Source organism: Clavibacter sp. VKM Ac-2873 (genome assembly GCF_015351075.1).
GTDB lineage: Bacteria > Actinomycetota > Actinomycetes > Actinomycetales > Microbacteriaceae > Clavibacter.
This window is the reverse complement of the sequence record NZ_JADKRS010000001.1, coordinates 507,608-533,903: the sequence shown is the minus strand read 5'-3', so window position 1 is coordinate 533,903 and position 26,296 is coordinate 507,608. Positions and strand designations below refer to the sequence as shown.

The following is a 26,296-nucleotide window of genomic DNA, read 5'->3' as shown; positions in this document are numbered from 1 at the left end:
CATGCGGATCGACATCGTCTCGATCTTCCCCGAGTTCTTCGGGGTGCTCGACATCTCCCTGCTCGGACGCGCGCGGCAGTCCGGCCTCATCGACCTCCGCGTGCACGACCTGCGCGCCTTCACGCACGACCGCCACCGCACGGTCGACGACACGCCGTACGGCGGCGGCGCCGGCATGGTCATGCGCCCCGAGCCCTGGGGCGAGGCCATGGACGAGGTCCTGGCCGACGACGCGGACCCGGTCGTCATCTTCCCCTCGCCCGCGGGCGAGGTCTTCACGCAGGCCATGGCGCAGGAGCTCTCCGCGGAGCCCCACCTGGCGTTCGGCTGCGGCCGCTACGAGGGCATCGACCAGCGCGTCGTCGACCACACCGCCGCGCGCGCCCGGGTGCGCCTGGTCAGCCTCGGCGACTACGTGCTCAACGGCGGCGAGGTCGCCGTCATGGCCATGATCGAGGCCATCGGCCGGCTCGTGCCCGGTGTCGTGGGCAACCCCGCGAGCCTCGTGGAGGAGAGCCACTCCGACGGCCTGCTCGAGCACCCGAGCTACACGAAGCCACCCGAGTGGCGCGGGCTCGCCGTCCCGGACGTGCTGCGCAGCGGCAACCACGGCGCGATCGCGGAATGGCGTCGCGAGCAGCAGCTCGAGCGCACGCGCCGCGTCCGCCCGGACCTGCTGCCGGACTGACCTGGGCCTGCGCCGCGCCCGCTAGGCGCGCGCGGTGAGGATGAGCGGCCCGTCCTCGGTGATGGCGACCGTGTGCTCCATGTGCGCCCCACGCGAGCCGTCGGCGCTGCGGAGCGTCCAGCCGTCCTTGTCGGTGTAGATCTCGTCGGTGCTCTGCAGGAACCAGGGCTCGATCGCGATGACGAGCCCGGGTCGGAGCGGCACGCCCCGGTTCGGCCGGCCCTGGTTCGCGATGTGGGGGTCGCCGTGCATGGTGCGGCCGACGCCGTGCCCGCCGAAGTCGGTGTTGACCGCGTAGCCGGCCTCCGTCGCGACGGCGCCGATCGCGGCCGAGATGTCGCCCGTGCGTCCGCCGGGCTGCGCCGCGCGGATCCCGGCCTCGAGCGCCGCGGTCGTCACCTCGATGAGGCGCACGTCCTCGGCGCGGGGCGTGCCGACGATGACGCTGACGGCCGAGTCGCTGACCCAGCCGTCGACGGACGCCGCGAAGTCGAGGCTCAGGAGGTCGCCGTCCTGGAGCCGGTAGTCGTGGGGGAGCCCGTGCAGCACGCCGTCGTTGACGGACGTGCAGAGCACCTTGCCGAACGGCATGGCGCCGAAGGACGGGTGGTAGTCGATGTAGCAGGACTCGGCGCCGCGGTCGCGGATCATCCGATGCGCCTGGCGGTCGAGGTCGAGCAGGTTGACGCCGACGGCCGCCTGCGCGGCGAGGGCGGTGAGCACGGAGGCCACGAACTCCCCGGCGGGTCGCATCTGGTCCATCTCGGCGGGCGTTCGCAGTTCCATCACGCGGAGGATCCTACGGGAGCCGGGCCGCGGTGCCCCTGTGGCGCCCAGGATCCGCTCGTACCATCGACCCATGCAGCAGTCCTCGCTCCTCGGCCTCCGTCGCGTGCTCTACCGCTGGCAGTTCGCCGCGGTCGTCGTGCTCCCCGCCTGGCTCCTCGTGGGCTGGGCGGCGTTCGGGTCCGGTGGATGGGAGCTGCTCCTCGTGATGCTCGCGGCCGGCGCCCTCGGGATCGCCCTGCTCGCCGGCCTCGGCCTCGTCCTGGCCCGGCGATCGGTCCGCACGGCCCGGGCCGTCTCCCCGACGGACGCGGTGGCGGTCGTGGTCCTCTCCCTCGCCGTCCTCGGCACGGGCACCTACTCCGTCGTGAGCACCTGGTGCGCCGTCGTGGCGGCCCTCGCGGCCGTCGCGCTCGTCGTGCTGGGGATCCGCCAGCTGCTGGCGGAGACGCGGCAGCGCATGCAGGAGGTCATCGCCGTCATCGAGCGGGACGCCCAGCCGCGACCGCCCGGGTGGAAGGCCGCCGAGGGTCCTGGCGCGGGGCGCACGATCCGGCTGGACTGATCCGCCGCGCGCGCGGGCTCCGCGCTTTGCGCTCGACGCGCCCGAGGTGACAGAATGGGCGATCGTGCCTGCCGTCGACCCTGCCACGGGGGAGTCGGCCACCCATGCGGGCCGTTCCCCTTCCAGACATTGATGCGCAATCGACCCGTGGCGGTTGCAGAGAGCGGTACACCATGCACATCCTCGATTCCGTCGACAAGGCGTCGCTGCGGTCGGACATCCCCGACTTCCGCGCCGGCGACACGGTCAAGGTCCACGTCAACATCGTCGAGGGCAGCCGCTCGCGCATCCAGGTGTTCCAGGGCATCGTCATCGGCCGCCAGGGCGAGGGCGTCCGTGAGACGTTCTGCGTCCGCAAGGTCAGCTTCCAGGTCGGCGTCGAGCGCACCTTCCCGGTGCACTCCCCGGTCATCGACCACATCGAGGTCGTGACGCGCGGCGACGTGCGCCGCGCGAAGCTGTACTTCCTGCGCGATCTGCGCGGCAAGAAGGCGAAGATCAAGGAGAAGCGCTCCTAGAGCCTCCCCACCTGTCACCCCACCGAGCTCCCGGCATCTACACTTGCCGGGAGCTCAGGCGGTTAAATGACAGAAGGCACGACGCCCGTGGAGACCAGATCCTCGGGCAGGCACAGCGACAAGGGGTCGCGTGGATGGAAGACGTTCCTCCGGGACGTCCTCGTCATCTTCGTGGTGGCCCTCCTCGTCTCGATCCTGATCAAGGCGTTCCTGATCCGGTCGTTCTACATCCCGTCCTCCTCGATGGAGGACACGCTCCAGATCGACGACCGCATCGTGGTGAACCAGCTCACGCCGCGGCTGGTGCCGCTGGAGCGCGGTGACGTGGTCGTCTTCCGCGATCCGGGAGGGTGGCTCACGCCGTCACCCGAGGTCGACAAGCCGCCGCTCGCTGCCGCGGTGGACTGGGCGCTCACCACGGTGGGCCTGTCCGCGTCGGACAGCAACGACCACCTCATCAAGCGCCTCATCGGGCTGCCGGGCGACCACGTCGTCTGCTGCAACAGCCTCGGCCAGATGAGCGTGAACGACGTGCCGCTGGACGAGCCGTACCTCAAGCTCGTCCCCGGGGACACGCGCGCCTCTGACATGGACTTCGACGTCACCGTCCCCGCCGACTCGCTGTGGGTCATGGGCGACAACCGGGGCAACTCCGCCGACTCCCGCTACAACGTCGACGGCCCCACGCACGGCTTCGTGCCGCTCGACCACGTGGTCGGCCGCGCGTTCGTGATCACCTGGCCCATCGACCGCTGGTCCATCCTCAGCGACCACCCCGAGACGTTCGGCGACGTGCCGGACCCCGTCCCCGCGGGCTGATGCCGGTCGCGGATCCCACGCTCGAGCTGGAGCACGAGCTCCTCCGCGCGGGTGCCGCCCTCGTGATCGGCTGCGACGAGGTGGGCCGCGGTGCGCTCGCCGGGCCGGTCGCGGTCGGCATGGCCGTCGTGGGACCGGACGCCCGGGGATTCCCGCCGGGTCTCCGCGACTCGAAGATGCTCAGCGAGAAGCGCCGCGAGGCGCTGCACCCGGTCGTCGCCGGGTGGGTCCGGCACTCCGCCATCGGCATGGCGTCCGCGGCCGAGGTGGACGAGCTCGGGATCACGGCCTGCCTCGGCCTCGCCGGGCGCCGCGCGCTCGTCGACCTCCACCACGCCGGGGTCCCGTTGCTCGCGAGCGTGGTGCTGCTCGACGGCGCGCACGACTGGCTCACCCCGCACCTCGCGCATCCCGTGCCCGTGCGCCTGCGGGTCAAGGCGGACCGTGACTGCGCCTCCGTCGCCGCCGCGTCCGTGCTCGCGAAGGTGGAGCGCGACCGGATGATGGCCGTCTGGCATGAGGACCGGCCCGAGTACGGATGGGCGGGCAACAAGGGCTACGGCAGCGCCGCGCACCTCGACGCCATCCGGGCACGCGGCGCCTCGCCCCTCCATCGGCGCACGTGGCTCTCCGGGGTGCTCGGGGACGCGACGTCCTGACTCCACGGGCGGGACCCGCGGGGTCGACCCCGCCGGCGGAGGGCGACCGCCTCGCGGGCGGTTAGGATCGACGGACCATGGATGACGACGAGTTCGAGGACTACGACCGCGAGGTGGAGCTGGCGCTCTACCGGGAGTACCGGGACATCGTGTCCCAGTTCAAGTACGTGGTCGAGACCGAGCGGCGCTTCTACCTCGCCAACGAGGTCGAGCTCGTGCGACGCGACACGGAGCACGACTTCTACTTCGAGCTCACCATGACCGACGTGTGGGTCTGGGACGTCTACCGCTCCGACCGGTTCGTGAAGTCCGTCCGCGTGCTCACCTTCAAGGACGTCAACGTCGAGGAGCTGTCGGCGAAGGAGTTCGAGCTCCCCAAGGAGCTCGCCATCGACGAGTAGGGCTCCCGCCGGCCTCCCTCCCCAGGGCCCCGCGAGGGATCCATCGCACGGTCTGCCGCCGGGCGGCCGCCTGCGGTGGCTCGGTCCCGCATCCTCCTCGCGGAGGTGCGCATGACACGCGAGCAGGACCTGGGACGACGCGGCGAGGATCTCGCCGCACGGCATCTGATCGAGCGCGGCTACGCGCTCGTCGAGCGCAACTGGCGGTGCCGCGAGGGCGAGATCGACCTCGTCATGACGCACGCGGGCACCACCGTGCTCGTGGAGGTCAAGACGCGCGCGGGCCTCGGCTACGGGCATCCCCTGGAGGCGGTCACGCGTGCGAAGGCCGCGCGGCTGCGGGTGCTCGCGGGCCTCTGGTGCCAGGCGCATCCGGAGCGGCGCGGCCCCGTGCGGATCGATGTGGTGGGAGTCGTCTGGCCCCGAGGCGGGCGACCGTCGGTCGAGATCGTGCGGAGCGCCTGCTGATGGCCGTCGGACGCACGCTCGCCGTGGCCCTGTCCGGGCTCGATGGAGCGCTCGTGGACGTGGAGGCGGACATCACCAGCCAGCTCCCCGGGTTCGTGCTCATCGGCCTGCCGGACGCCGCGCTCAGCCAGGCCCGCGAACGGGTCCGCGCCGCGACCGGCAACGCGGGATGCGAGTTCCCGGTCCGCCGCGTCACCGTTAACCTCTCGCCCGCCGTGCTGCCGAAGCACGGATCCGGATTCGACCTCGCGATCGCGCTGGCGGTCTTGGTGGCGGGCGGGTCCGTGTCGGCGGAGTCCGTGGCCGGCACGGTGCATCTCGGCGAGCTCGGCCTCGACGGGAGGCTGCGGCCGACGCACGGCATCCTGCCCGCGGTGCTGGCTGCGCGCCGCGCCGGCATCCGGCGGGTCATGGTGCCGCGCTGCCATGCCGACGAGGCATCCCTCGTCCCCGACATGCGCGTCATCCCGGTGGCGGGACTGCGGGACGCCGCGATCCATCACGGTGCCGAGCTCGAGCCCGAGCCGGAGGAGGACGACACCCGTCCGTCCACGTCCTCGGGCAGCGGATCGACGCGGACGTCCAGCGCACCGGAGCCGGCGGAGCCCTGCCTGGGCGACGTGGTCGGCAACGAGGAGGCCGTGGAGGCGCTCGTCGTCGCTGCCGCGGGCGGGCACCACATGTTCCTGCTCGGGCCTCCGGGTGCGGGGAAGACCATGCTCGCGCAACGGCTGCCCGGCCTCCTGCCCGACCTGGACGAGGAAGCGGCGCTGGAGGTCGGCTGCATCCGGTCGCTCTGCGGGGAGCGGCTCGGTCCCGAGCTGCCCGTGCGGCCCCCGCTGGAGGCGCCGCACCACACGGCGAGCGCGGCGGGCATCGTCGGGGGCGGCAGCGGGCGGATCCGCCCGGGTGCGGCCGTGCGCGCCAGCGGCGGAGTGCTCTTCCTGGACGAGGCGCCGGAGTTCGCCGGCGCGGTGCTCGACTGCCTGCGGCAGCCGCTCGAGTCGGGGGTCATCAGCATCCATCGGGCGAACGGCGTCGCCCACTTCCCGGGGCGCTTCCAGCTCGTGATGGCGGCCAACCCCTGCCCGTGCGGCTCCTACGGTGTGGCGGGTTCCGACTGCTCGTGCCCACCCCAGGCGCGTCGGCGCTACCTGGCCCGCCTCTCCGGACCCCTCATGGACCGCATGGACATCCGGCTCGGCGTCCGCAGGGTCACGACGGCCGTGCACCTGGCGGTCGGCGATGCGCCACGTGTCACGACGTCGACGGCCCGCGTCCGCGTCGCGGCTGCCCGAGCTGCGGCGGCTGAGCGATGGGCGTCGACTCCATGGCGCACCAACGCCCATGTCTCGGGCACCTGGCTCCGCCGCGAGGCGCGCGTCGCACGGGGGGCGACGGCTTCCCTCGACCGCGCGCTCGACCGCGGGCTCCTCACCATGCGCGGCTACGACCGGGTGCTCCGGATCGGGTGGACGCTCGCGGACCTGGAGGGCGCGTCGAGCCCCGACGCGGATCACCTGGGCCGGGCGCTCCTGCTGCGAGGTGCCTCGTGATCGCTCGCGACGCAGACGGCGGCACGGACGCTCCCCCCGGGCCCGATGGTACCTGCCTTCCGTCGCCCCCTCCCTCCGGACGCCGCGCGCGACCCGCGGAGGCGCTCCGGAGCGGTGCGGGAGGACCGCATTCGGCGCGTGCGCGTTCCGTCTCCCGCCTCGGCCTCCCCGCACGGGATCTCGGCGAGCTGATGACGGCGCTCCGCTACGACATCGCGTCACCGGGAGAGGATGCGTGCGACGTGGATGCGGAGGAGGTGGCCGCGCGTTGCACGTGGTCCGGGATCGCCGAGCCCGGTGATCGCGTCGCCGGGGCGGTCATCGGCGTCCTCGGCGCCTGCGCTGCTCTGGCCGCGGTGGTCGACGAGCGCTCGGCCGACGCCATCGTGGGGGAGATGGTCGAGGCCGGGCTCGACCTGGAGGCGGATGGGCGGGCTGCGCTCGCGGGCGAGGTCGCCGGCGCGTTGGAGCGGTGGCGGCCGCGTGTGGTGCGGACAGAGGCGCTGGCACGGCTCCACGCCGCGCGCGCGGTGGGGGCGCACGTCCTGGTGCCCGGGGATGCCCTCTGGCCGGTCGGCGCGGACGACCTGGGGCCGCACGCGCCGCTCGTCCTCTGGTGCACCGGAGCGCCGGACGCGATGGCCGCGCTGTCGAGGTCGGTGGCGATCGTGGGAGCGCGTGCGGCCACCGGCTACGGCGAGCACGTCACCGCCGAGCTGGCCGCGGGTCTCGTGGATCGTGGCGTGGCGATCGTCTCGGGTGGCGCGTACGGCATCGACGGTGCGGCGCACCGCGCGGCCGTCGGATCGGCGGGGCGCACGGTGGCGTTCCTCGCGGGCGGCGTCGACCGTCTCTACCCGTCCGGCCACGCGGAGCTCTTCGGGCGCATGCGACGCGACGGTGCGGTGGTGTCCGAGCTGCCGTGCGGGGCATCGCCGACTCGCTGGAGGTTCCTCCTGCGCAATCGCCTCATCGCGGCGGTCAGCGCCGCGACCGTCGTCGTCGAAGCGGGCGCGCGCAGCGGGTCGCTGAACACGGCCAACCACGCGGTCGCGCTGGAGAGGCCGCTCGGCGCCGTGCCCGGCCCGGTGACGAGCGTGTCGTCATCCGGGTGCCACCGCCTGCTCCGCGAGTCACAGGCCGTGTGCATCACGTCCGCCGACGACGTCATGGACCTCCTTCCCGGGTGGAGCGGGGCGGTGACGCAGGTGCGGGAGCCGGAACCGGCGCATGGCAGCTCGCTGACGCCGCCGGGCGCGGCTGACGTCATCCGCGTGGGCGCGCCCACCGGTGAGGTGCGGGCCGACCCGCGCGTCGTGCGCGTGCTCGATGCGCTGGCCGTCCGCCGCGCGCGCGAGACCGCGGACGTCGCGGCGCGAGCGGGTCTGGGCGTGGCGGAGACCTCATCCGTGCTGGGCATGCTCGAGCTCGAGGGCGTGGTGGCCCGTCCGGACGGTGGTTGGGTACGGCGACCCGCATCGCGCTGACGCCACAGGTCCTCCGGCGCACCGGGGCGTGTCCACGGCGAGCGGGCACCGCGTGGCGCGCCGATGCACGTAGCCTTCGGGGATGGACACGGTGCCGGTCGGCGGCGGGCAGGCCGAGGGTGGCGCTGATCGCTCGCGGTCGTGGCCCGGTCGGGGTGGCGCCACGCCGCTCCTGGACGACATCGCCGCGTTCGGGACCTCCCTGGACCGGGAGCGGGGGAGCTCGGCGCACACCGTCCGCGCGTACTCCGCCGACCTGCGCGACCTCGCCGCGCACGCTGCCCGCCAGGGCGTCACGACCTCAGCCGGCCTCGATCTGGAGGTGCTGCGCGACTGGCTGTGGCGGGGGTCCCAGGCGCGGTTGGCGCCCGCGACGCTCGCCCGCCGGTCGGCAGCGGTCCGGGGCTTCGGCACCTGGCTCCTGCGCACCGGCCGGGTCGATGCCGATCCGGCCGTGCGGCTGAAGGCCCCCCGGGCGGGAACGCATCTCCCACGGGTGCTGGCACGTGAGCAGATGTCCGCCATCCTCACCGGCCTCGCCGCACGAGCGGCGGAGGACGACCCCGGCGCGCTGCGTGATCTCGCCGCCATCGAGCTCCTCTACGCATCCGCCCTCCGGGTGTCCGAGCTCACGGGCCTCGACCTGGGTGATGTGGACGCGTCCCGCCTCACCGTGCGCGTCATCGGCAAGGGCGATCGCGAGCGCGTCGTGCCGTTCGGGGTCCCCGCCGCCGAGGCGCTCGACGCCTACGTCGCACGTGGCCGCCCGGCGCTCGTCTCCCCGCGGACCGGGACGGCGCTGTTCCTCGGGGCGCGTGGCGGGAGGCTGGGGTCGCGGGCCGTCTACGGCCTCGTGGCCTCCGTGCTCGCGGACATCCCCGGATCGGGGCCCCAGGGACCGCACGCCCTGCGGCACACGGCGGCGACGCACCTCCTCGACGGGGGAGCGGACCTCCGCACCGTCCAGGAGATGCTCGGCCACGCCAGCCTCGGGACCACCCAGATCTACACGCACGTCTCCATCGAGCGGCTGCGACGGAGCTACGAGGGCGCCCACCCCCGCGCGTGAGCCGCACGGGCGACAGGCGCGTCACGCGCACCGGTGCGGCTCGGACGACCGGCGTGTCACGCGCACCGGTGCCAGGTCAGCGGTGACGTGGCACGGCCTCGCTCAGGTCGGCCGCGGAGGCCGCGGAGGCGGCGGGAGCGCACGGGCGTCAGGGATCCAGCGGCAGCAGCACCGCGTGCTGCAGGGCGGTGAGCAGGAGGGACGGATCCACGTAGGCGCCGTGCAGGCGCGCTCCGAGGTGCAGCCCGCCGTCCGGCTCGTGACGGGGTTCCGCGGCGAGGGCGCCGATGACCTGCCCGGCGAGGACGACGTCGCCCGCGCCGACCGCGGGGATCACGGGCTCGACGGATGACACGAGCCCGTCGGCATGCTGGATGCTCACGACCGGCCGGTCCACGACCACGCCGGCGAAGGAGACGGTGCCGTCCGCGGGAGCGCGGACCACGGCACCGGGCGCGGCCCGGATGTCGATGCCCCGGTGACCGGGTCCGTAGGCCGTGGTGGGCGCCTCGAAGGGGCGCGTGATCGCGTGGGGCGGATCGACCGGCCACTCCCACCGCGCCGCCGTCGTGTCCGTCTCCGCGGCGTGCGGGCCATCGGCCGACGCGGGTCGCGCGGGCCCCGGTGCCGTCACCCCGACGAGGATCCCGATCAGGAGCGCGACCGCGCCCGTCCTCCGCCGTGCGTCCACGCCCCGCATGCGCGCCCCTCCCTTCCCGCGGACGCGCATCGTCCTCCGGTCGAGGGCATGATGCCCCCTGCGGTCGCGCATCCTCGCCCGGCGCCCGCCGCGGCGGAGAAGTGGCAGAGTGGTCCGTTGTGAATGAGACGACGACCCCCCGGGATGACAAGAAGCTCCAGCGACGTGCGATAGGCCTGGCCGTCTCGGCCGCGGTGGGCGGCTTCCTCTTCGGGTTCGACTCCTCGGTCATCAACGGCGCGGTCTCCGCGATCCAGGGTCGCTTCGAGCTCAGCGAGACGCTCATCGGCTTCGCGGTCGCCAGCGCGCTCCTCGGCTGCGCGCTGGGCGCCTACCTCGCGGGCCGCATCGCCGACCGCTTCGGACGCCGCTGGACCATGATCGCCGGCGCGTTCTTCTTCTTCATCAGCGCCTTCGGCTCCGGCTTCGCGTTCAGCGTCTGGGACCTGACCATCTGGCGCGTCATCGGCGGCCTCGGCATCGGCATCGCCTCCGTCGTCGCCCCCGCGTACATCGCCGAGATCTCGCCGAAGCTCCTCCGCGGCCGCCTCGCGTCGCTGCAGCAGCTCGCCATCACGCTCGGCATCTTCACGGCCCTCCTCTCGGACGCCGTGTTCGCCGGGGCGGCGGGCAGCGCGTCCGAGGAGTTCTGGTTCGGCCTCGAGGCCTGGCGCTGGATGCTCCTCGTCTGCGCGATCCCCGCCATCGTCTACGGCTTCCTCGCGTACCGCCTGCCGGAGTCGCCCCGCTTCCTGGTCGAGAAGGGCCGCAAGGACGAGGCGCAGGAGATCCTCGCCAGCGTCTGGAAGCAGGAGGACATCGACCGCGCGAGCCGCGACCTCGAGCGCCAGATCGAGGAGGACCGCGTCGCCAAGCGCACCGGCACGCTGCGCGGCAACAAGCTGGGCCTCCAGGGCATCGTCTGGATCGGCATCATCCTGTCCGTGTTCCAGCAGTTCGTCGGCATCAACGTGATCTTCTACTACTCGACCACGCTCTGGCAGGCGGTCGGCTTCGACGAGAACCAGTCGCTCACCACCTCGGTCATCACCGCCGTCACGAACGTCGCCGTGACGTTCATCGCCATCGCGCTCGTCGACCGCATCGGCCGCCGCCCGATCCTCCTGTCGGGCTCGCTCGCGATGGCCGTGTCCCTGGCCGTGATGGCGATCTGCTTCAGCCAGTCCTCGACCGACGGCGGCGACGTCTCGCTGCCCCAGCCCTTCGGCGTCATCGCGATCATCGCGGCCAACGTCTTCGTCATCGGCTTCGGCGCGTCCTGGGGTCCGCTCGTCTGGGTGCTGCTCGGCGAGATCTTCCCGAACCGGATCCGCGCGAAGGCCCTCGGCGTCGCCGCCATGGCCCAGTGGATCGCGAACTTCGTCATCACGGTCTCGTTCCCGGCGCTGTCCGCCTTCTCGCTGCCCTTCACCTACGGCATGTACGCCGCGTTCGCCGCGCTGTCCTTCGTGTTCGTGCTCACGAAGATCCCGGAGACGAACGGCATGTCGCTCGAGGAGGCGGAGACGCTCTTCGTCGACAAGCCCAAGAAGCGCACCAAGGCCGCGCGCGGCTGATCCCGCGCCCCGCCGGTCGTCCGGCGGGTGATAGCATCGACCAGCACCCGATCCAGGTCGGGTGACTACGCGTGCCCATCAGGCCGCCGCATCCACTCGGTCTCCTCGTGGCGATGATCCCTGTCGCCGAAGGAGCGGATGCGCGCCGGGCACCAGGATCAGCGGTCGTCCCGACCGCCGAGCGAACCGACGAGGCGCGCCGCGACAGCGCGCGCCGGAACAGGAGTACGGCCATGGCCGTCGTCACCATCCGCCAGCTGCTCGACTGCGGCGTCCACTTCGGTCACCCGAAGACGCGCTGGAACCCGAAGATGAAGCGCTTCATCTTCACCGAGCGCTCCGGCATCTACATCATCGACCTGCAGCAGTCGCTGGCCCTCATCGACAAGGCCTACGACTTCGTCAAGGAGACGGTCGCCCACGGCGGCACCATCCTCTTCGTCGGCACGAAGAAGCAGGCGCAGGAGTCCATCGCCGAGCAGGCGCAGCGCGTCGGCCAGCCCTACGTGAACCAGCGCTGGCTGGGCGGTCTGCTGACCAACTTCCAGACCGTGCACAAGCGCCTCAACCGCCTCAAGGAGCTCGATCTCGTCGACTTCGACGACACGACGCGCGGCTTCACGAAGAAGGAGCTGCTCATCCAGCGTCGCGAGCGCGACAAGCTGGAGAAGAGCCTCGGCGGAATCCGCAACCTCACCAAGACGCCGTCGGCGATGTGGGTCGTGGACACCAAGAAGGAGCACCTCGCGATCGACGAGGCGCGCAAGCTCGGCATCCCCGTCATCGGCATCCTCGACACGAACTGCGACCCGGACGAGGTCCAGTACCCGATCCCGGGCAACGACGACGCGATCCGCTCCGTCGCGCTGCTGACGCGCATCATCGCCGACGCCGCCGCCGAGGGCCTCATCCAGCGCCACCAGAAGCCCGACGCCGAGGGCTCCGCCCCGGCCGAGCCGCTGGCCGACTGGGAGCGCGAGCTGCTCGAGCAGGGCGACGCCGCCCAGGCCGCGCTGCCCGTCGAGGAGAACGACGTCGACGCCGAGGTCTCCGCCAAGAACGAGGCGAAGTCCGAGGACGAGGTCGCCGCGCCCGTGCACGCCCCCGAGTCCGACGACGTCACCGAGGCGAAGATCGAGGCCGAGGCGACCGACGCCGAGGCAGCGCCCGCGGCGACGGCCACGGTCTCCGAGTAGTCCGACCACACGCATCATCCCGACGGGCGGGCGCGGGGAACCGCGCCCGCCCGTCGGGCACTCACCTCCGGGAGCCCCCCGGATCATCACCTACAGAAGGAGTCCATGAGCATGGCGAACTTCACTGCCGCTGACGTCAAGGAGCTGCGCGACCGCCTCGGCGCCGGCATGATGGACAGCAAGAACGCGCTGGTCGAGGCCGACGGCGACATCGAGAAGGCCATCGAGATCCTGCGCCTCAAGGGCCAGAAGGGCAACGCCAAGCGCGGCGACCGCTCCACGGCCGAGGGCCTCGTGGCCGCGTCCGAGAAGGACGGCGCCGCCACCCTCATCGAGCTCGCGTGCGAGACCGACTTCGTCGCGAAGAACGACAAGTTCATCGCGCTGTCCGAGTCCGTCCTCGCCGCCGTCGTCGCGGCCGGCGCGTCCACCGTCGAGGAGGCCCTCCAGGCCCCCGCCGGCGAGCAGACCGTCGACCAGCTGATCAGCGACCAGGCCGCGATCCTCGGCGAGAAGATCGCGCTGCGCCGCGTCGCCCGCCTCTCCGGCGAGCACCAGGAGATCTACCTCCACCGCACGTCGAAGGACCTCCCGCCCCAGGTCGGCGTCGTCGTCGACTACACCGGCACGGACGCGGAGACCGCGCGCAGCATCGCCCAGCACATCGCGTTCGCCAACCCGGAGTACCTCGCCCGCGAGGACGTCCCGGCGGACAAGGTCGAGGCCGAGCGCGCGATCGTCACCGAGATCTCGCGCAACGAGGGCAAGCCCGAGGCCGCCCTGCCGAAGATCATCGAGGGTCGCCTCACCGGCTACTTCAAGCAGGTCGCGCTCCTCGAACAGGACTACGCCAAGGACAACAAGCAGTCCGTGAAGAAGGTCGTGGAGGCCGCTGGCCTCACCGTCACGGGCTTCGCCCGCTTCAAGGTCGGCGCCTAGCACCACCACGGGGAGCCCGGGTCGCATGCGACCCGGGCTCCCTTCTCCATGTCCGGAGCCGGCGGCCGAGATGCGCCGCCGCACCCGCCGGGCGTCACAGTAGATTGGACCGGGGCCGGATCCGGCGACCGGAACGCGAGGACGGGAAGAGCCACATGACCGATCAGACCACCACCCGCCGCGTCCTCCTCAAGCTCTCCGGGGAGTCGTTCGGCGGGGGCCAGATGGGCGTGGACCCCGACGTCGTGAGCGCGCTCGCGCGCGAGATCGCCGAGGCCGCGAAGACCGTCGAGGTCGCCATCGTCGTCGGCGGCGGCAACTTCTTCCGCGGCGCCCAGCTGTCGCAGCGCGGCATGGACCGCGGACGCGCCGACTACATGGGCATGCTCGGCACGGTGATGAACGCCCTCGCCCTGCAGGACTTCCTCGAGCAGGCCGGCGCAGCGACGCGCGTCCAGTCGGCCATCTCCATGACCCAGGTCGCCGAGCCCTACATCCCGCGGCGCGCCGTGCGCCACCTCGAGAAGGGCCGCATCGTCATCTTCGGCGCCGGCGCCGGCCTTCCCTACTTCTCGACCGACACGGTGGCCGCCCAGCGTGCCCTCGAGATCTCGGCCACCGAGGTGCTCGTCGCCAAGAACGGCGTCGACGGCGTCTACACGGGCGACCCGCGCACCGACTCCTCCGCCACGCTCCTGGACACCGTCACCTACCAGGACGCGCTGCAGCGGGGCCTCAAGGTCGTCGACTCGACCGCCTTCAGCCTCTGCATGGACAACGACATGAAGATGGTCGTCTTCGGCATGGAGCCGGGCGGCAACGTCACCCGCGCCATCCGGGGCGAGCGCATCGGCACCATCGTCTCCAACTGACGAGCGGGCTCCGCCGACGGGCGCGACCGACCCGACGAGCCGCGTCGCGGCCGGAGCCGCCTCCCCATCCGCGTTAAGATCGACCGGGCGCTCACCGCGCCCGCGCTACCGAAGGAGAACCCGTGACCGTCGCCGAAGTCCTCGCAGATGCCCGAGACCGGATGGGCAAGGCCGTCGAGGCGGTGAAGGAGGACTTCGGGAGCGTGCGCACGGGACGCGCGAACCCCGCCCTCTTCCAGAAGGTCATGGTCGAGTACTACGGCAGCCCCACGCCGCTCGGCCAGCTCGCGAGCATGAACAACCCCGAGGCGCGCACCCTCATCGTCACGCCGTACGACAAGACGGCCCTCAAGGAGATCGAGAAGGCCCTCGTCAACGTCCCGAACCTCAGCGCCACGGTCGGCAACGACGGCGAGATGGTCCGCCTCACGCTCCCCGAGCTCACGGAGGACCGCCGCAAGGAGTTCGTCAAGATCGTCCGCGGCAAGGCGGAGGAGGGGCGCGTCAGCGTCCGCAACATCCGCCGTCGCTCCAAGGACGAGCTGGACTCGCTGAAGGGCGAGGTCGGCGACGACGAGGTCACGCGCGGCGAGAAGGAGCTCGAGGCCCTCACCAAGACGCACACCGACCAGGTCGACGACGCGCTGAAGCGCAAAGAGACCGAACTCCTCGAGGTCTAGGTGGCCAGCCCCGAGGATCCCGTCGAGCGGGCGCCCGTCGTGCCGCCCGCGTCGGGCCCCGACGGCGCTCCGCGGATCCGGCGGCACCGCGGTCGCGTGACCCGCGCGGAGTTCGAGGCGCAGGTCCAGGCCACGCGTGCCGACCTGACCGCGCAGGTGCGTGCCACGCGCGCGTCGCTCGAGGCGACGAACGACCGCATCAACGCCCGGACGGGGCGCAACCTGCTCTTCGCCGTCGCGGTCGGCCTCCTCCTCGGCGGGGTCGTCCTCGTCAGCCTCGTCGTGGTGAAGCAGCTGTTCCTGCTCATCGCCGTCGCCCTCGTGGCCTTCACCGCCTACGAGCTCGCCACGGCGCTGCGCCAGGCGGGCCGTCGCGTCCCGCGCGTCGGCTCGGTGATCGCCGTCGTCGCGCTCGTGCCCATCACCTACTACGGACGTCCGGACGGGCAGTGGCTGGGGCTCCTCGGGGCCATGGCGTTCGTGGCGCTCTGGCGCATCGTGGAGCAGGTCGTGCCGTCCCGGCGGACGGCCGCGCGCGCGGTCGTCGGCGACATCGGGTCGAGCGTCTTCCTGCTCGCCTACGTCGGCCTCCTCGGCTCGTTCGCCGTGCTGCTCACCGCGGGCGACGGCGGGGAGTGGTGGACCCTCGCGTTCCTCATCCTCGTGGTCTGCAGCGACACGGGCGCGTACGTCGCGGGTCTCAACTTCGGCAAGCACCCCATGGCGCCCACGATCAGCCCGAAGAAGACGTGGGAGGGCTTCGCCGGCGCCGTCGTCGCCGCGGTCCTCGCCGGGATCCTGCTCTCGCTCTTCATGATCCAGCAGGCCTGGTGGTTCGGCATCGTGCTCGGTCTGGTGATCGTGGTGACCGCGACCCTCGGCGACCTCGCCGAGTCGCTCATCAAGCGCGACCTCGGCGTCAAGGACATCAGCTCCTGGCTGCCGGGCCACGGCGGCTTCCTCGACCGCCTCGACTCGGTGCTGCCGTCCGCGGCGGTGGCCTATGCGCTGTTCCTCATCGTCACGGGCGCTTCCTCGTAGGATGTCCCGGATGACCACCACCTTCCCGAGCGCCGGGCGACGCGAACGCGGCTACGACCCGGACCAGGTCGATGCCTTCCTGCGCGACGCGCGCCGCTGCTACGACGACGAGGCCGACCGTTCGCTGACCTCCGAGACCATCCGCCGGGTGTCCTTCGACATGCGTCGCGGGGGCTACTCAGCCGCAGCCGTCGACCGCGTCCTGGAGCGCCTGGAGGACGCGTTCGCGGTCCGTGAGCGTGACCGCACGGTCGCCCGCGTCGGCGCCGACGCCTGGAACGCCGAGGCCAAGCGCGCGGCGCAGGAGATCCTCGACCGGGTCAGCCGGCCGGCAGGGGAGCGCTTCGACCGTGCCGGTCTCCTCACCACGGGCTACGACCGCCGTGAGGTCGACCGCTTCGCGGATCGCGTCGCGAAGTACTTCCGCGGCACCAAGCCCATGAGCGTCGACGACGTGCGCACCGTGGCGTTCCACCCCCGTCGTGGCGGCTACCGCGAGGCGCAGGTCGACCTGCTCCTGGACGCCGTCATCGACGTCATGAACGCCGTTCGCTGATCGCACTCCGGCTCCTCCCCAGCCGATCCGCCTGGCAGGACGCCGCCGATCCGGTCCGTGAGTCGCCATTTCGGTAACGAATGGGTAAAGTCATCCGGAGCCATGGGTAGACACACGAACGACCTCGCTCCTCGCCAGCCGCTCACGACCGCGCCGAGGGCCGTCCCGCGACGCCGCTCCGCGTTCTCGCGCGTGGCCGCCCCGACGATCGCGTTCGGTGCGGCTGCCGCGTTCATGCTCGTGAACGTGGTGGATCCCACGTCGGGCGCCGTCGCGAACCCGCAGTACCAGGAGTACCAGGCCACGGTCGCCCAGCTGGCCCGCGCCGACGCGCAGTCCATCACGGTGACCACGGCCGACACCGCGGTGGAGATCGAGCCCGGCTTCGAGTCCGTCGCGGCGCCGCCGCCCCCGCCGCCCGTGGCGAGCGCTGCGCCGTCGACCGGCTCGGGTTCCGGTGCCAAGTCGCCCGGCTCCGGCGGTGGCGGCGGCGCCATCGCCATCCCGGATCCGGGGAGCGCCAAGGGCATCGCCCGCAGCATCCTCGCCTCGCAGGGCATGGGCGATGACGAGTACGCGTGCCTCGACTACCTCTGGACCAAGGAGTCCGGGTGGCGGGTCAACGCCTACAACCCCAGCGGCGCCTACGGCATCCCGCAGGCCCTGCCCGGCAGCAAGATGGCGTCCGCGGGCGCCGACTGGCAGACGAACCCCGCCACGCAGATCACCTGGGGCCTCGGCTACATCGACTCGCGCTACGGCTCGCCGTGCGGCGCGAAGGCGCACAGCGTCCTCAAGAACTGGTACTGAGCGCGGCGTCGGCCACGACCGGACGCTGACGCGGCACCGGGTGGTCGTCCCGCCGGGCTAGCCTCGGACCATGGACTACGCGGCTCTCGGCGTCGCCGGGATCGCGACCCTGGTGGCCGTCACGCTCCTGGCGCGGCGCATCCGCGTGGCCACGCCGCTCGTGCTGGTCCTGGTCGGCGTCGGCATCTCGTACCTGCCCGGCGTCCCCCCGGTGGAGGTGCCGCCCGAGCTGATCCTCGCGGGCGTCCTCCCGCCGCTGCTCTACGGGGCGGCAGTGACCGTGCCGCTCGTCGACCTCCGCCGCAACTTCCGCACGATCGTCAGCCTCTCGGTGGTGCTGGTCCTCGTGTCGGCCTTCGGGATCGGCCTGCTCCTGTACGCGCTGTTCCCGCACCTCTCCTTCGCCGGCGCCCTGGCCCTGGGCGCCGTCGTCAGCCCGCCCGACGCCGTGGCCGCCACGAGCATCGCCCGCCGGCTCGGCCTGCCGCCGCGCCTCGTGACCGTCCTCGAGGGGGAGGGCCTCGTCAACGACGCGACGGCGCTCGTGCTCCTGCGCACCTCGATCGCCGCCGTCGGCGCCTCCGTCGACCTGTGGCAGGCCGCCGGGGGCTTCGTGCTCTCCGCGGTGGGCGCCCTCGCCATCGGCGTGGTCGTCGGCATCATCACCACCGAGGTGCGGCGGCGGCTCGACGACCCCGTCCTCGACACCGCGATCTCGTTCGCCGTCCCGTTCGTGGCCTTCATCCCAGCGGAGGAGGTCGGCGCGTCCGGCGTGCTGGCGGTGGTGGCGGCGGGCATCTGGTCGGGCCACCGGAGCGCGTCGACCCTGTCGGCCCAGTCGCGCATCAACGAGCGGTTGAATTGGCGCACCGTGCTCTTCCTGCTGGAGAACGGCGTCTTCCTCGTGATGGGGCTGGAGCTCCGGGACATCATCGACGAGGTGCACGAGGCCGACCTCGGCGTGGGTACGGCGGTGGCGTACGGGATCCTCACGCTCGTCGTCCTGACCCTCATCCGCTTCGGCTTCCTGGTGCCGCTCCTGCTGGGCCTCCGTCGCCACGAGGAGCACGTCGCGGCGCGCACGCGCCGGGTGCGCCGCGGGCTGGAGCGGCTCCGCCGGGAGCGCGGCGACGACCGGCCATCGCGTCGGGAGCGTGCGGCCGCGCGTGTGCTCCGTCGACGCCGGGCCGATCTCCAGGCCCTCCGCTCGCAGGGGCTCGGCTGGCGCGGCGGGCTCGTGCTCGGGTGGGCGGGCATGCGGGGCGTGGTGACGCTCGCGGCCGCGCAGTCGCTGCCGTCGGGGACGCCGTACCGCGCCCAGCTCGTGCTCATCGCCTTCACGGTCGCGATCGTCTCGCTGCTCGTCAACGGCGGGACGCTGCCGCTCGTCATCCGGCTGAGCGGGATCCGCGGCAGCGACGCCGTCGAGGACCAGCGGCAGCTCGCGGCGCTCGTCTCCGAGCTGGCCGACGCGGGGATCCGCGCCGTCGACGAGGGCGTGCGGCAGCTGCCGGAGGGGACGGTCGTGGACGACGAGGTCGTCGAGCGCGTGCGCCGGGACACCGCCCTGAAGGCCGAGTGGGTGACGGAGCGCGCGGACGCCATGGCGGCGGACGACGACGCGCCCCTCAGCCCGCGCGCCGCGTACCTGATGCTGCGGCGGCACGTCCTCGACGCCGAGCGCGCGGCCCTGCTCGAGGCCCGCGGCACGGGGGAGCACCCGTCCCGCGTGCTCGCCCGGGCGCAGCGCATGCTCGACCTGGAGGAGGCGCGCCTCGGACGCCAGGCGGACGCCGGCTGACCGGACCCGTGCGCGGCGCCGCCTAGGATCGGATCATGCCGCGCAGCAATCGACCCCGGGGGAGACGCGCGCGCGAGGACGACGACGAGGACGTGCTCACGCGCCTCCTCAGCGGCTCGCAGCACACCGAGACCCGCCGGGGACGGGTCTGGAACGTGCAGCCCGTCTCGGCCGCCCGGGCCCTCAAGGTCTACCGCTGCCCCGGCTGCACCCTCGACATCGAGCCCGGCCACGCGCACGTCGTGGCCTGGCGAGCCGACGGCATGATGGGCGAGCAGAGCGACCTCGCCGCCCGGCGCCACTGGCACACCCACTGCTGGAAGGTCTCATGACGGATACCGCGCCCCGCCCCATCACGAGCTCGACGGAGCTGCCCGCCCAGCGCGAGGACGTCGAGCTCGTGACGGCCGACGGCCTGCGGCTCGTGGGGGAGCTCGCGCTGCCCGCCGATCGGGATCCCGTCGCGACGCTCGTGACGCTGCACCCGCTGCCCACGGCCGGCGGGTTCATGGACTCGCACGTGCTGCGCAAGGCCGCCCTCCGCCTGCCGGCCATGACCGGCCTCGCGGTCCTCCGCTTCAACACGCGCGGCACGACGTCCGCCCGCGGGACGAGCGAGGGCGCCTTCGACGGCGGGGACGCGGAGCGCCTGGACCTCGCCGCCGCCATGGACCTCGTGGCCGCGCGCGGCCTGCCCGCGCCGTGGATCGTCGGCTGGTCCTTCGGCACGGAGATCGCGCTGAAGCACGGTCGGTCGCACCCGATCGAGGGTGCGATCCTGCTCTCGCCGCCGCTGCACCGCGCGACGGCCGACGAGGTGGCCGCGTGGCACGGCGATGCGCGCCGCCTGGTGATCCTCGTGCCCGAGCACGACGACTTCCTGCGGCCGGCCGAGGCGCGCGAGCGCTTCGCGTCCGTGCCCGATGCGGAGCTCATCGCCGTCGACGGCGCCAAGCACCTGTGGGTGGGGGAGGCGCAGGTCTCGCGCGTGCTCACCGAGATCGTGCGCGCGGTCGCGCCCGACGCGCTGCCGCTGCCGACCGAGTGGCCGACCGCCGGCTGATCCCGCGCGAGGCGGTCAGCGCTCGTTCTGCAGCGGGACCGCGACCTGGCGGATGATGAGCAGGACCGCCGCGGCCACCGGGACCGCGATGAGGGCACCGAGCACGCCGAGCAGGGTGCCGCCCGTGAGCGCCGCGATGACGACCACGACGCCGGGCACCTTGACCGCCCGGTTCATGATGTTCGGGCTCAGCACGTACGCCTCGATCTGCATGTAGACGAGGTAGTAGATGGCCACGGCGATCCACGTGTTCATCGACTCCGGCAGCAGCACGATCTGACCGAGCACGATGAGCGTCGAGCCGGTGATCGTGCCCACCAGCGGCAGCAGCGAGAACAGGAACGCGATGAAGGCCCAGACCGCCGGCAGCGCCGCGCCGACGATGCTGAGGTAGACGAAGCTGAGCACGCCGTTGCAGAGCGCCAGGCCCACCTGGCCCATGACGTAGCGGCCGACCGACTGCGTGATCTGCTCGGCGATGTCGGCGAAGCGCGCGCGGCGCGTGGCCGGCACGAGCTTGTAGAGGCCGCTCTTGAACGAGTTGAGCGACGCCGTGAAGTACATCGTGAGGATCACGACGATCACGAGGCCGAAGAGGAAGTTCCCGATGGTGAAGGCGACCGTGAGCACGTTGCCCGTGATGGTCGCGACGTTCGAGGCGTTGGAGAGGTACTGCACGAGCTGGTCGGCGCCGGTCTGCACGTCGAATACCTCGCGCGGCACGAACGACTGCAGGTTCTCGATGAACTGGTCGCCGCTCACGCTCTGCGCGTACTGCACGATCTGCGTGACGAGCGCGCTCGCCTGGTTCACGACGACGGGGATGACCGCCAGCAGCACGCCGGCGAGGCTTCCGAGGAGCACGAGGAAGATCACGAGGATGGCGACCGGGCGGGGCACGCCCTTGCGCTCGAGGAACGTGACGAGCGGGTCGATGCCGAGTGCCAGGAAGATGGCCGTGCCGACGTAGGTGAGGACGGTGCCGAGCGACACGAGGGCGCCGCCGATGACGAGGGCGGTGAGCACGCCGAGACCGGCCAGGAGGCCGAGGCGGTAGGGGTTCTGGATCTTCACGTCTCAGGTCTTCCGAGTCGGCTCAGCGCTCAGCGCGCGGTGCGGGGTCGTCGTCGGAGGATGAGGTGTCGTCCGCCTGGGTCAGCACGCCGCGGACGTTCTCGAGGTACGCGGCCACCGCCTCGCGCTCGATCCTAATGCGGTCGAGGCGCTCCTCCGCGTCGGCGACCGCCTCGCGCGCACGGCGCTCCGCGTCCGCCACGGTCTCGCGGGCGCGGCGCTCGGCGTCGGCGATGGCGGCGCGCGCGTCGTGGTCGGCGTCCTCCCGCACCTTCCGCGCGGAGTCGCGGCTCTCGATCGCGAGCTCCTCGGCCTCCTCGCGCGTGGAGGCGAGCAGCGCCGTGACCTCCTGCAGCCGCGCCTCCGCCTCGCCGAGGTACGCGGCGGTGCGCTCGGCGGCCTCGCGCTGGCGTTCGGCGGCGTCGCGGGCGTCGTGGTCGCGGCGGGCGGTGATCTCGGCGTCGAGGTCGAGATGTCCCTGCTCGATCTCGCGGCTGAGCGTCAGACGGGCCTCGTCGGCCTCGGCCTGGATCTCGCGCCGGGTCTCCGCGGCCTCGCGCTCGAGGCGGAGCCGCTCGGCCTCCCGACGGTCGGCCTCGAGGGCCTCGGCCTCGGCGATCTCCCGCTCGAGGGCGGCGCGGGCGGTGACGGCCTCGAGCTCCAGCTGGGCGCGCGTCGCGCGCGTCTCGCGCTCCAGGCGCTCGGTGCCCTGGGCGATGTCGCGGGCGAGATCCGTGCGGGCCTCGTCGACGTCGCGGGCCAGGTCGCCCCGCGCGGTCGCCAGCTCCAGCTCCAGCGCCTCCCGGGTCTCGGCGATCTCGCGCTCGAGGGCGGCGCGGGTCTCCTCGACGTCGCGGTCGAACGCCGTGCGCTCCGCGTGGATCCGGCGGTCGAAGTCGTCGCGCGAGGCCTGCAGCTCGCGGTCCCAGTCGGTGCGCGCCTGCTCGATCTCGCGGTCGAGGTCCGCGCGGGTCTGCTCGTCGAGCTGGGCGAGGGCGATGCGGCGGGTCTCCTCATCGAGCCGCAGGCGCTCCTCGGTCTCCCGCACGTCGCGGTCGAGCTCGGCGCGCTCCTCGGCGACGGACTCGTCGTGCCGGGCACGCGCGTCGGCGAGCTCCCGCTCGAGCGCGCCGCGGGCGAGGACGGTGTCGCGGGCGAGGTCGGCGGCGTCGCGGCGGGCCTCGTCGGTCTCGCGGTCGACACGCGCCCGCAGCTCGGCGACCTCGCGGGCCGCCTCGGCGCGCTGGGCGTCGGTGTCCCGCTCCGCGGTGGCACGGAGGTCGGCGACCTCGGTGCGCGTGCGGAGGAGGAGGGCGGCGGCCTCGCGCTCGGCGTCGCTGCGGAGGCCCTCGGCGCGGTCGTCCGCCCGCTCGTGCAGGTCGTCCGCCTCCCGGCGCGCGGCGTCGAGGATCTGCGCAGCCTGCGCCCGCGCCGAGTCGACGAGGTGCCGTGCGGTCGCCTCGGCCTCGGCGCGCTGCGCGTCCGTCTCCTCCTGCGTGGCGCGACGGAGCCGGGCGGCGTCCGCGTCGGCCTGCGCGACCAGTCGCGTCGACTGCTCCTCGGCGACGCGGAGGGTGGCCTCGAGCCGGCTGCCGAGGCCGGCGAACGTGGGGCTGCCGACCTCATCCAGCTCGTCGCGCAGCTCCTGCTCGCTGCGGCGGAGGCGCTCGGCCTCGGCCCGGAGCTCCGCGCCCTGCTGGTTCGAGCGGATGAGCTCGCGCCGCAGGTCGGCGACGGCCCGGTCGACCTCGTCGCGGTTGTAGCCGCGCATCGCGGGGCTGAACGGCGTGTCGTCGTGGGGCACGGGGAGACTCCTTCGCGGGCGGCTCGCGGACGCCGGGCGGGGCGCAGCAGGAGCCGATCCTACCGAGTCGGGGGCCGGCGACCGCGTCCGTCTCCCGGCGACGGCGGCGCCGGGGCGGGCGCTCCCAGGGTCGTCCGGTATCCTTCGATGTCGTCGTCCGCCGCCGGTCCGCCTGCAGCACGGCGGAGCGTCGCGAGAGCACCCGTGCTCGTCGGCCGCCGCGATCCGCATCCGATCGCGGCTCATGAGGCCGCCTCCCGCGACGACACGAGAGGAGACACCCGTGCGATTCGTCCTGGCGATCGCGACCTTCGTGGTCGCGGCCCTCATGATCGGGCTGGGGATCGCCCAGCACACGTTCCTGGCGGGACCCGACCGCATCACCACGGCCACGTCCTCCGCCGGCGGCGCCGCCTACACGATCGTCGACGGGAAGACGCTCAACGCGCACCCCGGCCTGCAGGACACGGTCGTCCGCGGCGACGGCGAGGTCTTCGTGGCCTACGGCCCCGCGACCGACGTGGAGGCGTGGGTCGGCAGCAGCCCCTACACGCGCGTGGCGATGGACGACCAGGGCGCCCTCACGAGCCAGGTCGTGCAGCCCGATGCGACCGCGACGACCCCCACGCCGTCGCCGAGCCCCACCGCGGGGGCCTCGGGCTCCGACGCGTCGAGCACCGCGGCCGCGGCGACGCCCACGGTCACGGATCCCCGCGGATCCGACCTGTGGCTCTCCGAGCAGACCGGGCAGGGCGAGGTGTCGCTCAGCACCCGGCTCCCGGACGACGTGAGCCTCATCGTCGCCACCGACGGCCAGGCCGCCGCCCCCGCGGACGTCGAGATCTCCTGGCCGTCCGAGGGCGAGTCGCCCTGGGTCGTCCCGCTCGTGGTCGGGGGCATCGCGCTGCTCGTGGTCGGCCTCGTCCTCTACCTCCTGGCGCTCCGTCACCTGCGTCGTAGCCGCGGACCGCGGCGCAACCTGCCGCCGCGCGGCGGGCCGCGCATCCCGCGCATCGGCCCGGCCGCCCGTCGCGCGGCCCTCACCGCCGGCACCGGGGCCGCGCCCGTCGCGCCCCGCGGCCGCGGGCGTCGGAGCCGCATCGCGCTGCCCGTCCTCGTCGTCACCGGGCTCGCGCTGAGCGGCTGCACCGCGCAGGGCGCGCCGGCCGACCTCGCCGCGGGCGTGGGATCCACCGCGACGCCCACCCCGACGTCGTCGCTCGACGCCGCCCGCGAGGCGGAGGACGCGGACCCGCCCGTCGTCACCGACGACCAGGCCGCGCGGATCCTGTCGCGCGTGTCCGAGGTCGCGTCCGCGGCGGACCAGTCCCTGGACGCCGCCACCCTGGCACCCCGGTTCGCCGGCCCGGCGCTGCAGGAGCGCACCTCGGACTACCAGGTCAGGAAGGCCAAGCCCGACATCGCCGCCCTCCCCGCGATCCCCGCGGGCGACCTCCAGCTGACGCTCCCGCAGGCGACGCTGACCTGGCCGCGCACCGTCGCGGCGGTCGTCAAGGACCCCGACGCGCAGGACGCGCCGACGCTCTCCCTCACGCTCGTGCAGGACAGCCCGCGCGACAACTACCGCGTCCGGTACGCCATGCCCATCTCCACCACGGCGGCGCTCCCGGACGTGGCGCCGGCCGCCATCGGCGCGGCGCGGCTCGCGCCGGACGTGAAGCTCCTCGCCGTGCAGCCGGATCAGCTCTCCGCGGCCTACGCGGACGTGCTCAACAGCGGCGACGCGAGCCAGTACGCCGACCTCTTCGACCCGACCGACGACGGCGTGCGGGCGCAGGACGCGAAGCGCAAGGCCGACTTCCCGACCTCGATCGGCGAGACGGGCACGGTCGAGTTCCAGGCCACCGCCGACCCCGCCACTCCCGTCGCCATGTCGACGGTCGAGTCGGGGGCGCTCGTGAGCGTCACCGTCCAGCTCGGGATCGTGGCGAAGCCGACCGCCGAGGGCGCGAAGGTCAACGCGAACCCGGAGGTCCAGGCGCTCACCGGGCTCACGGACTCGGCGAAGGGCTTCGACACCGTCCGCACGGCGCAGATGCTCATGTACGTGCCGCCCGTGAACTCGGGCGAGAAGATCCGCCTCTACGCCTCCAGCACCCACATCACCTCGGCCAAGGAGCTCCCATGACGAACGTGCCCCCCTCCGCCGCCAGCCTCCGCGGCGCCGTCGACCTCTCCTCGCTCGTGAACCGGGCTCAGGCGCCTGCCGCACCCGCGGGCGGGCCGGCTGCCGCCGGAGCGCCCGGAGCGCCCGGAGCCCCCGCGGACGCCGCGGGCGCTCCGCAGACGGTCGACGTCCCCGGCCTCGTGCTCGCGGCGGACGACGCGTCGTTCACCCGGTTCCTCGACATCTCCTCCGTGGTGCCCGTCATCGTCGAGCTGGTGTCGACGGGGCTCGCCTCGAGCCGCGATCTGTCGCCCGTGCTGGAGCGCGTGGTCACGGAGCAGGGCGGCCGCGTGCTGCTCGTGCGCATCGACGTCGACCAGAGCCCGCAGCTGGGGCAGGCCTTCCAGGCGCAGACCGTCCCGACGGTCGCGGCGCTCATCGGCGGGCGTCCCGTCGGCCTGTTCGCGGGCGTCATCCCCGAGGACCAGGTCCGCGATGTCCTCCAGCAGGTGCTGGAGCTGGCGCAGCAGAACGGCGTCACCGGCCAGGCCGTCGCCCCGGCGGGATCCCCGGAGCCCGCCGCCCCGGTCGAGGAGCCGCTGCCGCCGCACCACGCCGAGGCCTACGCCTTCATCGAGCAGGGCGACTACGCGTCCGCCGCCGCCGAGTACCGCACCGCCATCGCGCAGAACCCGCGTGACGCCCTCGCGGTCGCCGGCCTCGCCCAGGTGAGCCTCCTGCACCGCCTCGACGGGAGGGCGGCGGACGAGATCCGCGGCGCCGCCGCGTCCGCACCCGAGGACGTCGACGCGCAGCTGCTCGTCGCGGACCTCGACCTGTCCGGCGGGCACGTCGAGGACGCGTTCACGCGCCTCCTGGAGCTGTTCCCGTCCGCGGACGCCGAGGGGCGCGAGGCCATCCGGCAGCGCCTGCTCGATCACTTCGAGGTCGTCGGCCTCGAGGACCCGCGCGTCGGGGTCGCCCGACGCCGCCTCACGCGCCTGCTGTACTGACGCGCGTCCCGCCCGCATGACGACGG

The 26,296-nt window shown here is 73.2% G+C and carries 27 protein-coding genes; 23 read left to right on the top strand and 4 right to left on the bottom strand.

Features of this window, described 5'->3' with window-relative positions; all coding sequences use genetic code 11:
• Position 1 precedes the first annotated feature (1 nt).
• Positions 2-688 carry a tRNA (guanosine(37)-N1)-methyltransferase TrmD gene (trmD, locus tag ITJ44_RS02465; RefSeq protein ID WP_194633188.1) on the top strand — a complete coding sequence of 229 codons (687 nt, stop codon included), beginning with the start codon at positions 2-4 and terminating at the stop codon, positions 686-688.
• A 21-nt stretch (positions 689-709) separates the two neighbouring features.
• On the opposite strand, the gene map is transcribed toward trmD, so the two are convergent.
• Complete coding sequence (gene map, locus ITJ44_RS02460) at positions 710-1,477, bottom strand: type I methionyl aminopeptidase (RefSeq protein WP_194633187.1); 768 nt, start codon at positions 1,475-1,477, stop codon at positions 710-712.
• Between the two features lie 70 nt (positions 1,478-1,547).
• Here map and ITJ44_RS02455 point away from each other — a divergent pair, with 70 nt between their 5' ends.
• From ITJ44_RS02455 to ITJ44_RS02415, 9 genes are all read left to right on the top strand, one after another.
• A complete protein-coding gene (locus ITJ44_RS02455; RefSeq protein ID WP_194633186.1) occupies positions 1,548-2,039 on the top strand; it encodes a hypothetical protein in 492 nt (163 codons plus the stop codon).
• 173 nt (positions 2,040-2,212) lie between these two features.
• Positions 2,213-2,557 carry a 50S ribosomal protein L19 gene (gene rplS / locus ITJ44_RS02450; protein ID WP_012298189.1) on the top strand — a complete coding sequence of 115 codons (345 nt, stop codon included), beginning with the start codon at positions 2,213-2,215 and terminating at the stop codon, positions 2,555-2,557.
• Positions 2,558-2,623: 66 nt separating this feature from the next.
• The gene (gene lepB / locus ITJ44_RS02445) at positions 2,624-3,376 is read left to right on the top strand and encodes a signal peptidase I (RefSeq protein ID WP_194633185.1); all 753 of its coding nucleotides are present in this window, start codon (positions 2,624-2,626) and stop codon (positions 3,374-3,376) included.
• Positions 3,376-4,035 (top strand): ribonuclease HII, encoded by a 660-nt coding sequence (locus ITJ44_RS02440; protein WP_194633184.1) that lies wholly within the window; start codon positions 3,376-3,378, stop codon positions 4,033-4,035. Before lepB ends, ITJ44_RS02440 begins: the two co-directional genes overlap by 1 nt.
• A gap of 77 nt (positions 4,036-4,112) precedes the next feature.
• Positions 4,113-4,436 carry a DUF2469 family protein gene (locus tag ITJ44_RS02435; protein WP_012038062.1) on the top strand — a complete coding sequence of 108 codons (324 nt, stop codon included), beginning with the start codon at positions 4,113-4,115 and terminating at the stop codon, positions 4,434-4,436.
• Positions 4,437-4,547: 111 nt separating this feature from the next.
• Positions 4,548-4,904: a YraN family protein gene (locus ITJ44_RS02430; RefSeq protein ID WP_194633183.1), complete on the top strand. Its 357-nt coding sequence runs from the start codon at positions 4,548-4,550 to the stop codon at positions 4,902-4,904.
• Positions 4,904-6,460, top strand: coding sequence for a YifB family Mg chelatase-like AAA ATPase (locus tag ITJ44_RS02425; protein ID WP_194633182.1), 1,557 nt, complete (start codon positions 4,904-4,906; stop codon positions 6,458-6,460). The genes ITJ44_RS02430 and ITJ44_RS02425 overlap by 1 nt, the downstream gene beginning before the upstream one ends.
• Positions 6,461-6,651: 191 nt before the next feature.
• Positions 6,652-7,947, top strand: a complete 1,296-nt coding sequence (dprA, locus tag ITJ44_RS02420) for a DNA-processing protein DprA (protein WP_194633181.1) — start codon at positions 6,652-6,654, stop codon at positions 7,945-7,947.
• Between the two features lie 91 nt (positions 7,948-8,038).
• On the top strand, positions 8,039-9,016 hold the full coding sequence (locus ITJ44_RS02415) for a tyrosine recombinase XerC (RefSeq protein ID WP_370551639.1): 978 nt from the start codon (positions 8,039-8,041) through the stop codon (positions 9,014-9,016).
• A 148-nt stretch (positions 9,017-9,164) separates the two neighbouring features.
• On the opposite strand, the gene ITJ44_RS02410 is transcribed toward ITJ44_RS02415, so the two are convergent.
• A complete protein-coding gene (locus ITJ44_RS02410; protein ID WP_194633180.1) occupies positions 9,165-9,716 on the bottom strand; it encodes a murein hydrolase activator EnvC in 552 nt (183 codons plus the stop codon).
• 119 nt (positions 9,717-9,835) lie between these two features.
• Here ITJ44_RS02410 and ITJ44_RS02405 point away from each other — a divergent pair, with 119 nt between their 5' ends.
• From ITJ44_RS02405 to ITJ44_RS02355, 11 genes are all read left to right on the top strand, one after another.
• The gene (locus ITJ44_RS02405) at positions 9,836-11,293 is read left to right on the top strand and encodes a sugar porter family MFS transporter (RefSeq protein ID WP_370551600.1); all 1,458 of its coding nucleotides are present in this window, start codon (positions 9,836-9,838) and stop codon (positions 11,291-11,293) included.
• 233 nt (positions 11,294-11,526) lie between these two features.
• Positions 11,527-12,489, top strand: a complete 963-nt coding sequence (gene rpsB, locus ITJ44_RS02400) for a 30S ribosomal protein S2 (RefSeq protein WP_194633178.1) — start codon at positions 11,527-11,529, stop codon at positions 12,487-12,489.
• Positions 12,490-12,600: 111 nt separating this feature from the next.
• Complete coding sequence (tsf, locus tag ITJ44_RS02395; protein WP_194634018.1) at positions 12,601-13,428, top strand: translation elongation factor Ts; 828 nt, start codon at positions 12,601-12,603, stop codon at positions 13,426-13,428.
• A 155-nt stretch (positions 13,429-13,583) separates the two neighbouring features.
• Positions 13,584-14,300 carry a UMP kinase gene (pyrH, locus tag ITJ44_RS02390; RefSeq protein WP_043672556.1) on the top strand — a complete coding sequence of 239 codons (717 nt, stop codon included), beginning with the start codon at positions 13,584-13,586 and terminating at the stop codon, positions 14,298-14,300.
• A gap of 161 nt (positions 14,301-14,461) precedes the next feature.
• Positions 14,462-14,980, top strand: coding sequence for a ribosome recycling factor (gene frr / locus ITJ44_RS02385; protein WP_228494610.1), 519 nt, complete (start codon positions 14,462-14,464; stop codon positions 14,978-14,980).
• On the top strand, positions 14,981-16,021 hold the full coding sequence (locus ITJ44_RS02380) for a phosphatidate cytidylyltransferase (RefSeq protein WP_194633176.1): 1,041 nt from the start codon (positions 14,981-14,983) through the stop codon (positions 16,019-16,021).
• A 10-nt stretch (positions 16,022-16,031) separates the two neighbouring features.
• Positions 16,032-16,577, top strand: a complete 546-nt coding sequence (locus tag ITJ44_RS02375) for a DivIVA domain-containing protein (protein WP_194633175.1) — start codon at positions 16,032-16,034, stop codon at positions 16,575-16,577.
• A gap of 102 nt (positions 16,578-16,679) precedes the next feature.
• Positions 16,680-17,387 carry a hypothetical protein gene (locus ITJ44_RS02370; protein ID WP_194633174.1) on the top strand — a complete coding sequence of 236 codons (708 nt, stop codon included), beginning with the start codon at positions 16,680-16,682 and terminating at the stop codon, positions 17,385-17,387.
• Between the two features lie 70 nt (positions 17,388-17,457).
• On the top strand, positions 17,458-19,188 hold the full coding sequence (locus tag ITJ44_RS02365; protein ID WP_194633173.1) for a sodium:proton antiporter: 1,731 nt from the start codon (positions 17,458-17,460) through the stop codon (positions 19,186-19,188).
• A gap of 35 nt (positions 19,189-19,223) precedes the next feature.
• Positions 19,224-19,520 (top strand): hypothetical protein, encoded by a 297-nt coding sequence (locus ITJ44_RS02360; protein WP_194633172.1) that lies wholly within the window; start codon positions 19,224-19,226, stop codon positions 19,518-19,520.
• Positions 19,517-20,251 carry an alpha/beta hydrolase gene (locus ITJ44_RS02355; RefSeq protein ID WP_194633171.1) on the top strand — a complete coding sequence of 245 codons (735 nt, stop codon included), beginning with the start codon at positions 19,517-19,519 and terminating at the stop codon, positions 20,249-20,251. Before ITJ44_RS02360 ends, ITJ44_RS02355 begins: the two co-directional genes overlap by 4 nt.
• Positions 20,252-20,266: 15 nt before the next feature.
• On the opposite strand, the gene ITJ44_RS02350 is transcribed toward ITJ44_RS02355, so the two are convergent.
• Together ITJ44_RS02350 and ITJ44_RS02345 are read right to left on the bottom strand one after the other, a co-directional pair.
• The gene (locus ITJ44_RS02350; RefSeq protein ID WP_194633170.1) at positions 20,267-21,325 is read right to left on the bottom strand and encodes an AI-2E family transporter; all 1,059 of its coding nucleotides are present in this window, start codon (positions 21,323-21,325) and stop codon (positions 20,267-20,269) included.
• Between the two features lie 22 nt (positions 21,326-21,347).
• Entirely contained in the window at positions 21,348-23,129 is a 1,782-nt protein-coding gene (locus tag ITJ44_RS02345; protein ID WP_194633169.1) for a hypothetical protein, read from the bottom strand.
• A 283-nt stretch (positions 23,130-23,412) separates the two neighbouring features.
• On the opposite strand from ITJ44_RS02345, the gene ITJ44_RS02340 reads away from it, so the two are divergent.
• Entirely contained in the window at positions 23,413-25,278 is a 1,866-nt protein-coding gene (locus tag ITJ44_RS02340) for a hypothetical protein (RefSeq protein ID WP_194633168.1), read from the top strand.
• Entirely contained in the window at positions 25,275-26,270 is a 996-nt protein-coding gene (locus tag ITJ44_RS02335) for a tetratricopeptide repeat protein (RefSeq protein WP_194633167.1), read from the top strand. The genes ITJ44_RS02340 and ITJ44_RS02335 overlap by 4 nt, the downstream gene beginning before the upstream one ends.
• The last annotated feature ends 26 nt before the right edge of the window (positions 26,271-26,296 follow it).

What these genes read in the sequence shown, in the direction of transcription:
- ITJ44_RS02375 (WP_194633175.1), top strand. Translation starts at nt 16,032, where the DNA reads ATGACCACCACCTTCCCGAGCGCCGGGCGACGCGAACGCGGCTACGAC.
- ITJ44_RS02455 (WP_194633186.1), top strand. Translation starts at nt 1,548, where the DNA reads ATGCAGCAGTCCTCGCTCCTCGGCCTCCGTCGCGTGCTCTACCGCTGG.
- dprA (WP_194633181.1), top strand. Translation starts at nt 6,652, where the DNA reads ATGACGGCGCTCCGCTACGACATCGCGTCACCGGGAGAGGATGCGTGC.
- lepB (WP_194633185.1), top strand. Translation starts at nt 2,624, where the DNA reads ATGACAGAAGGCACGACGCCCGTGGAGACCAGATCCTCGGGCAGGCAC.
- rplS (WP_012298189.1), top strand. Translation starts at nt 2,213, where the DNA reads ATGCACATCCTCGATTCCGTCGACAAGGCGTCGCTGCGGTCGGACATC.
- ITJ44_RS02430 (WP_194633183.1), top strand. Translation starts at nt 4,548, where the DNA reads ATGACACGCGAGCAGGACCTGGGACGACGCGGCGAGGATCTCGCCGCA.
- ITJ44_RS02365 (WP_194633173.1), top strand. Translation starts at nt 17,458, where the DNA reads ATGGACTACGCGGCTCTCGGCGTCGCCGGGATCGCGACCCTGGTGGCC.
- ITJ44_RS02360 (WP_194633172.1), top strand. Translation starts at nt 19,224, where the DNA reads ATGCCGCGCAGCAATCGACCCCGGGGGAGACGCGCGCGCGAGGACGAC.
- ITJ44_RS02440 (WP_194633184.1), top strand. Translation starts at nt 3,376, where the DNA reads ATGCCGGTCGCGGATCCCACGCTCGAGCTGGAGCACGAGCTCCTCCGC.
- ITJ44_RS02410 (WP_194633180.1), bottom strand. Translation starts at nt 9,716, where the DNA reads ATGCGGGGCGTGGACGCACGGCGGAGGACGGGCGCGGTCGCGCTCCTG.
- ITJ44_RS02425 (WP_194633182.1), top strand. Translation starts at nt 4,904, where the DNA reads ATGGCCGTCGGACGCACGCTCGCCGTGGCCCTGTCCGGGCTCGATGGA.
- trmD (WP_194633188.1), top strand. Translation starts at nt 2, where the DNA reads ATGCGGATCGACATCGTCTCGATCTTCCCCGAGTTCTTCGGGGTGCTC.
- ITJ44_RS02370 (WP_194633174.1), top strand. Translation starts at nt 16,680, where the DNA reads ATGGGTAGACACACGAACGACCTCGCTCCTCGCCAGCCGCTCACGACC.
- rpsB (WP_194633178.1), top strand. Translation starts at nt 11,527, where the DNA reads ATGGCCGTCGTCACCATCCGCCAGCTGCTCGACTGCGGCGTCCACTTC.
- ITJ44_RS02355 (WP_194633171.1), top strand. Translation starts at nt 19,517, where the DNA reads ATGACGGATACCGCGCCCCGCCCCATCACGAGCTCGACGGAGCTGCCC.
- ITJ44_RS02335 (WP_194633167.1), top strand. Translation starts at nt 25,275, where the DNA reads ATGACGAACGTGCCCCCCTCCGCCGCCAGCCTCCGCGGCGCCGTCGAC.
- tsf (WP_194634018.1), top strand. Translation starts at nt 12,601, where the DNA reads ATGGCGAACTTCACTGCCGCTGACGTCAAGGAGCTGCGCGACCGCCTC.
- ITJ44_RS02435 (WP_012038062.1), top strand. Translation starts at nt 4,113, where the DNA reads ATGGATGACGACGAGTTCGAGGACTACGACCGCGAGGTGGAGCTGGCG.
- frr (WP_228494610.1), top strand. Translation starts at nt 14,462, where the DNA reads ATGGGCAAGGCCGTCGAGGCGGTGAAGGAGGACTTCGGGAGCGTGCGC.
- pyrH (WP_043672556.1), top strand. Translation starts at nt 13,584, where the DNA reads ATGACCGATCAGACCACCACCCGCCGCGTCCTCCTCAAGCTCTCCGGG.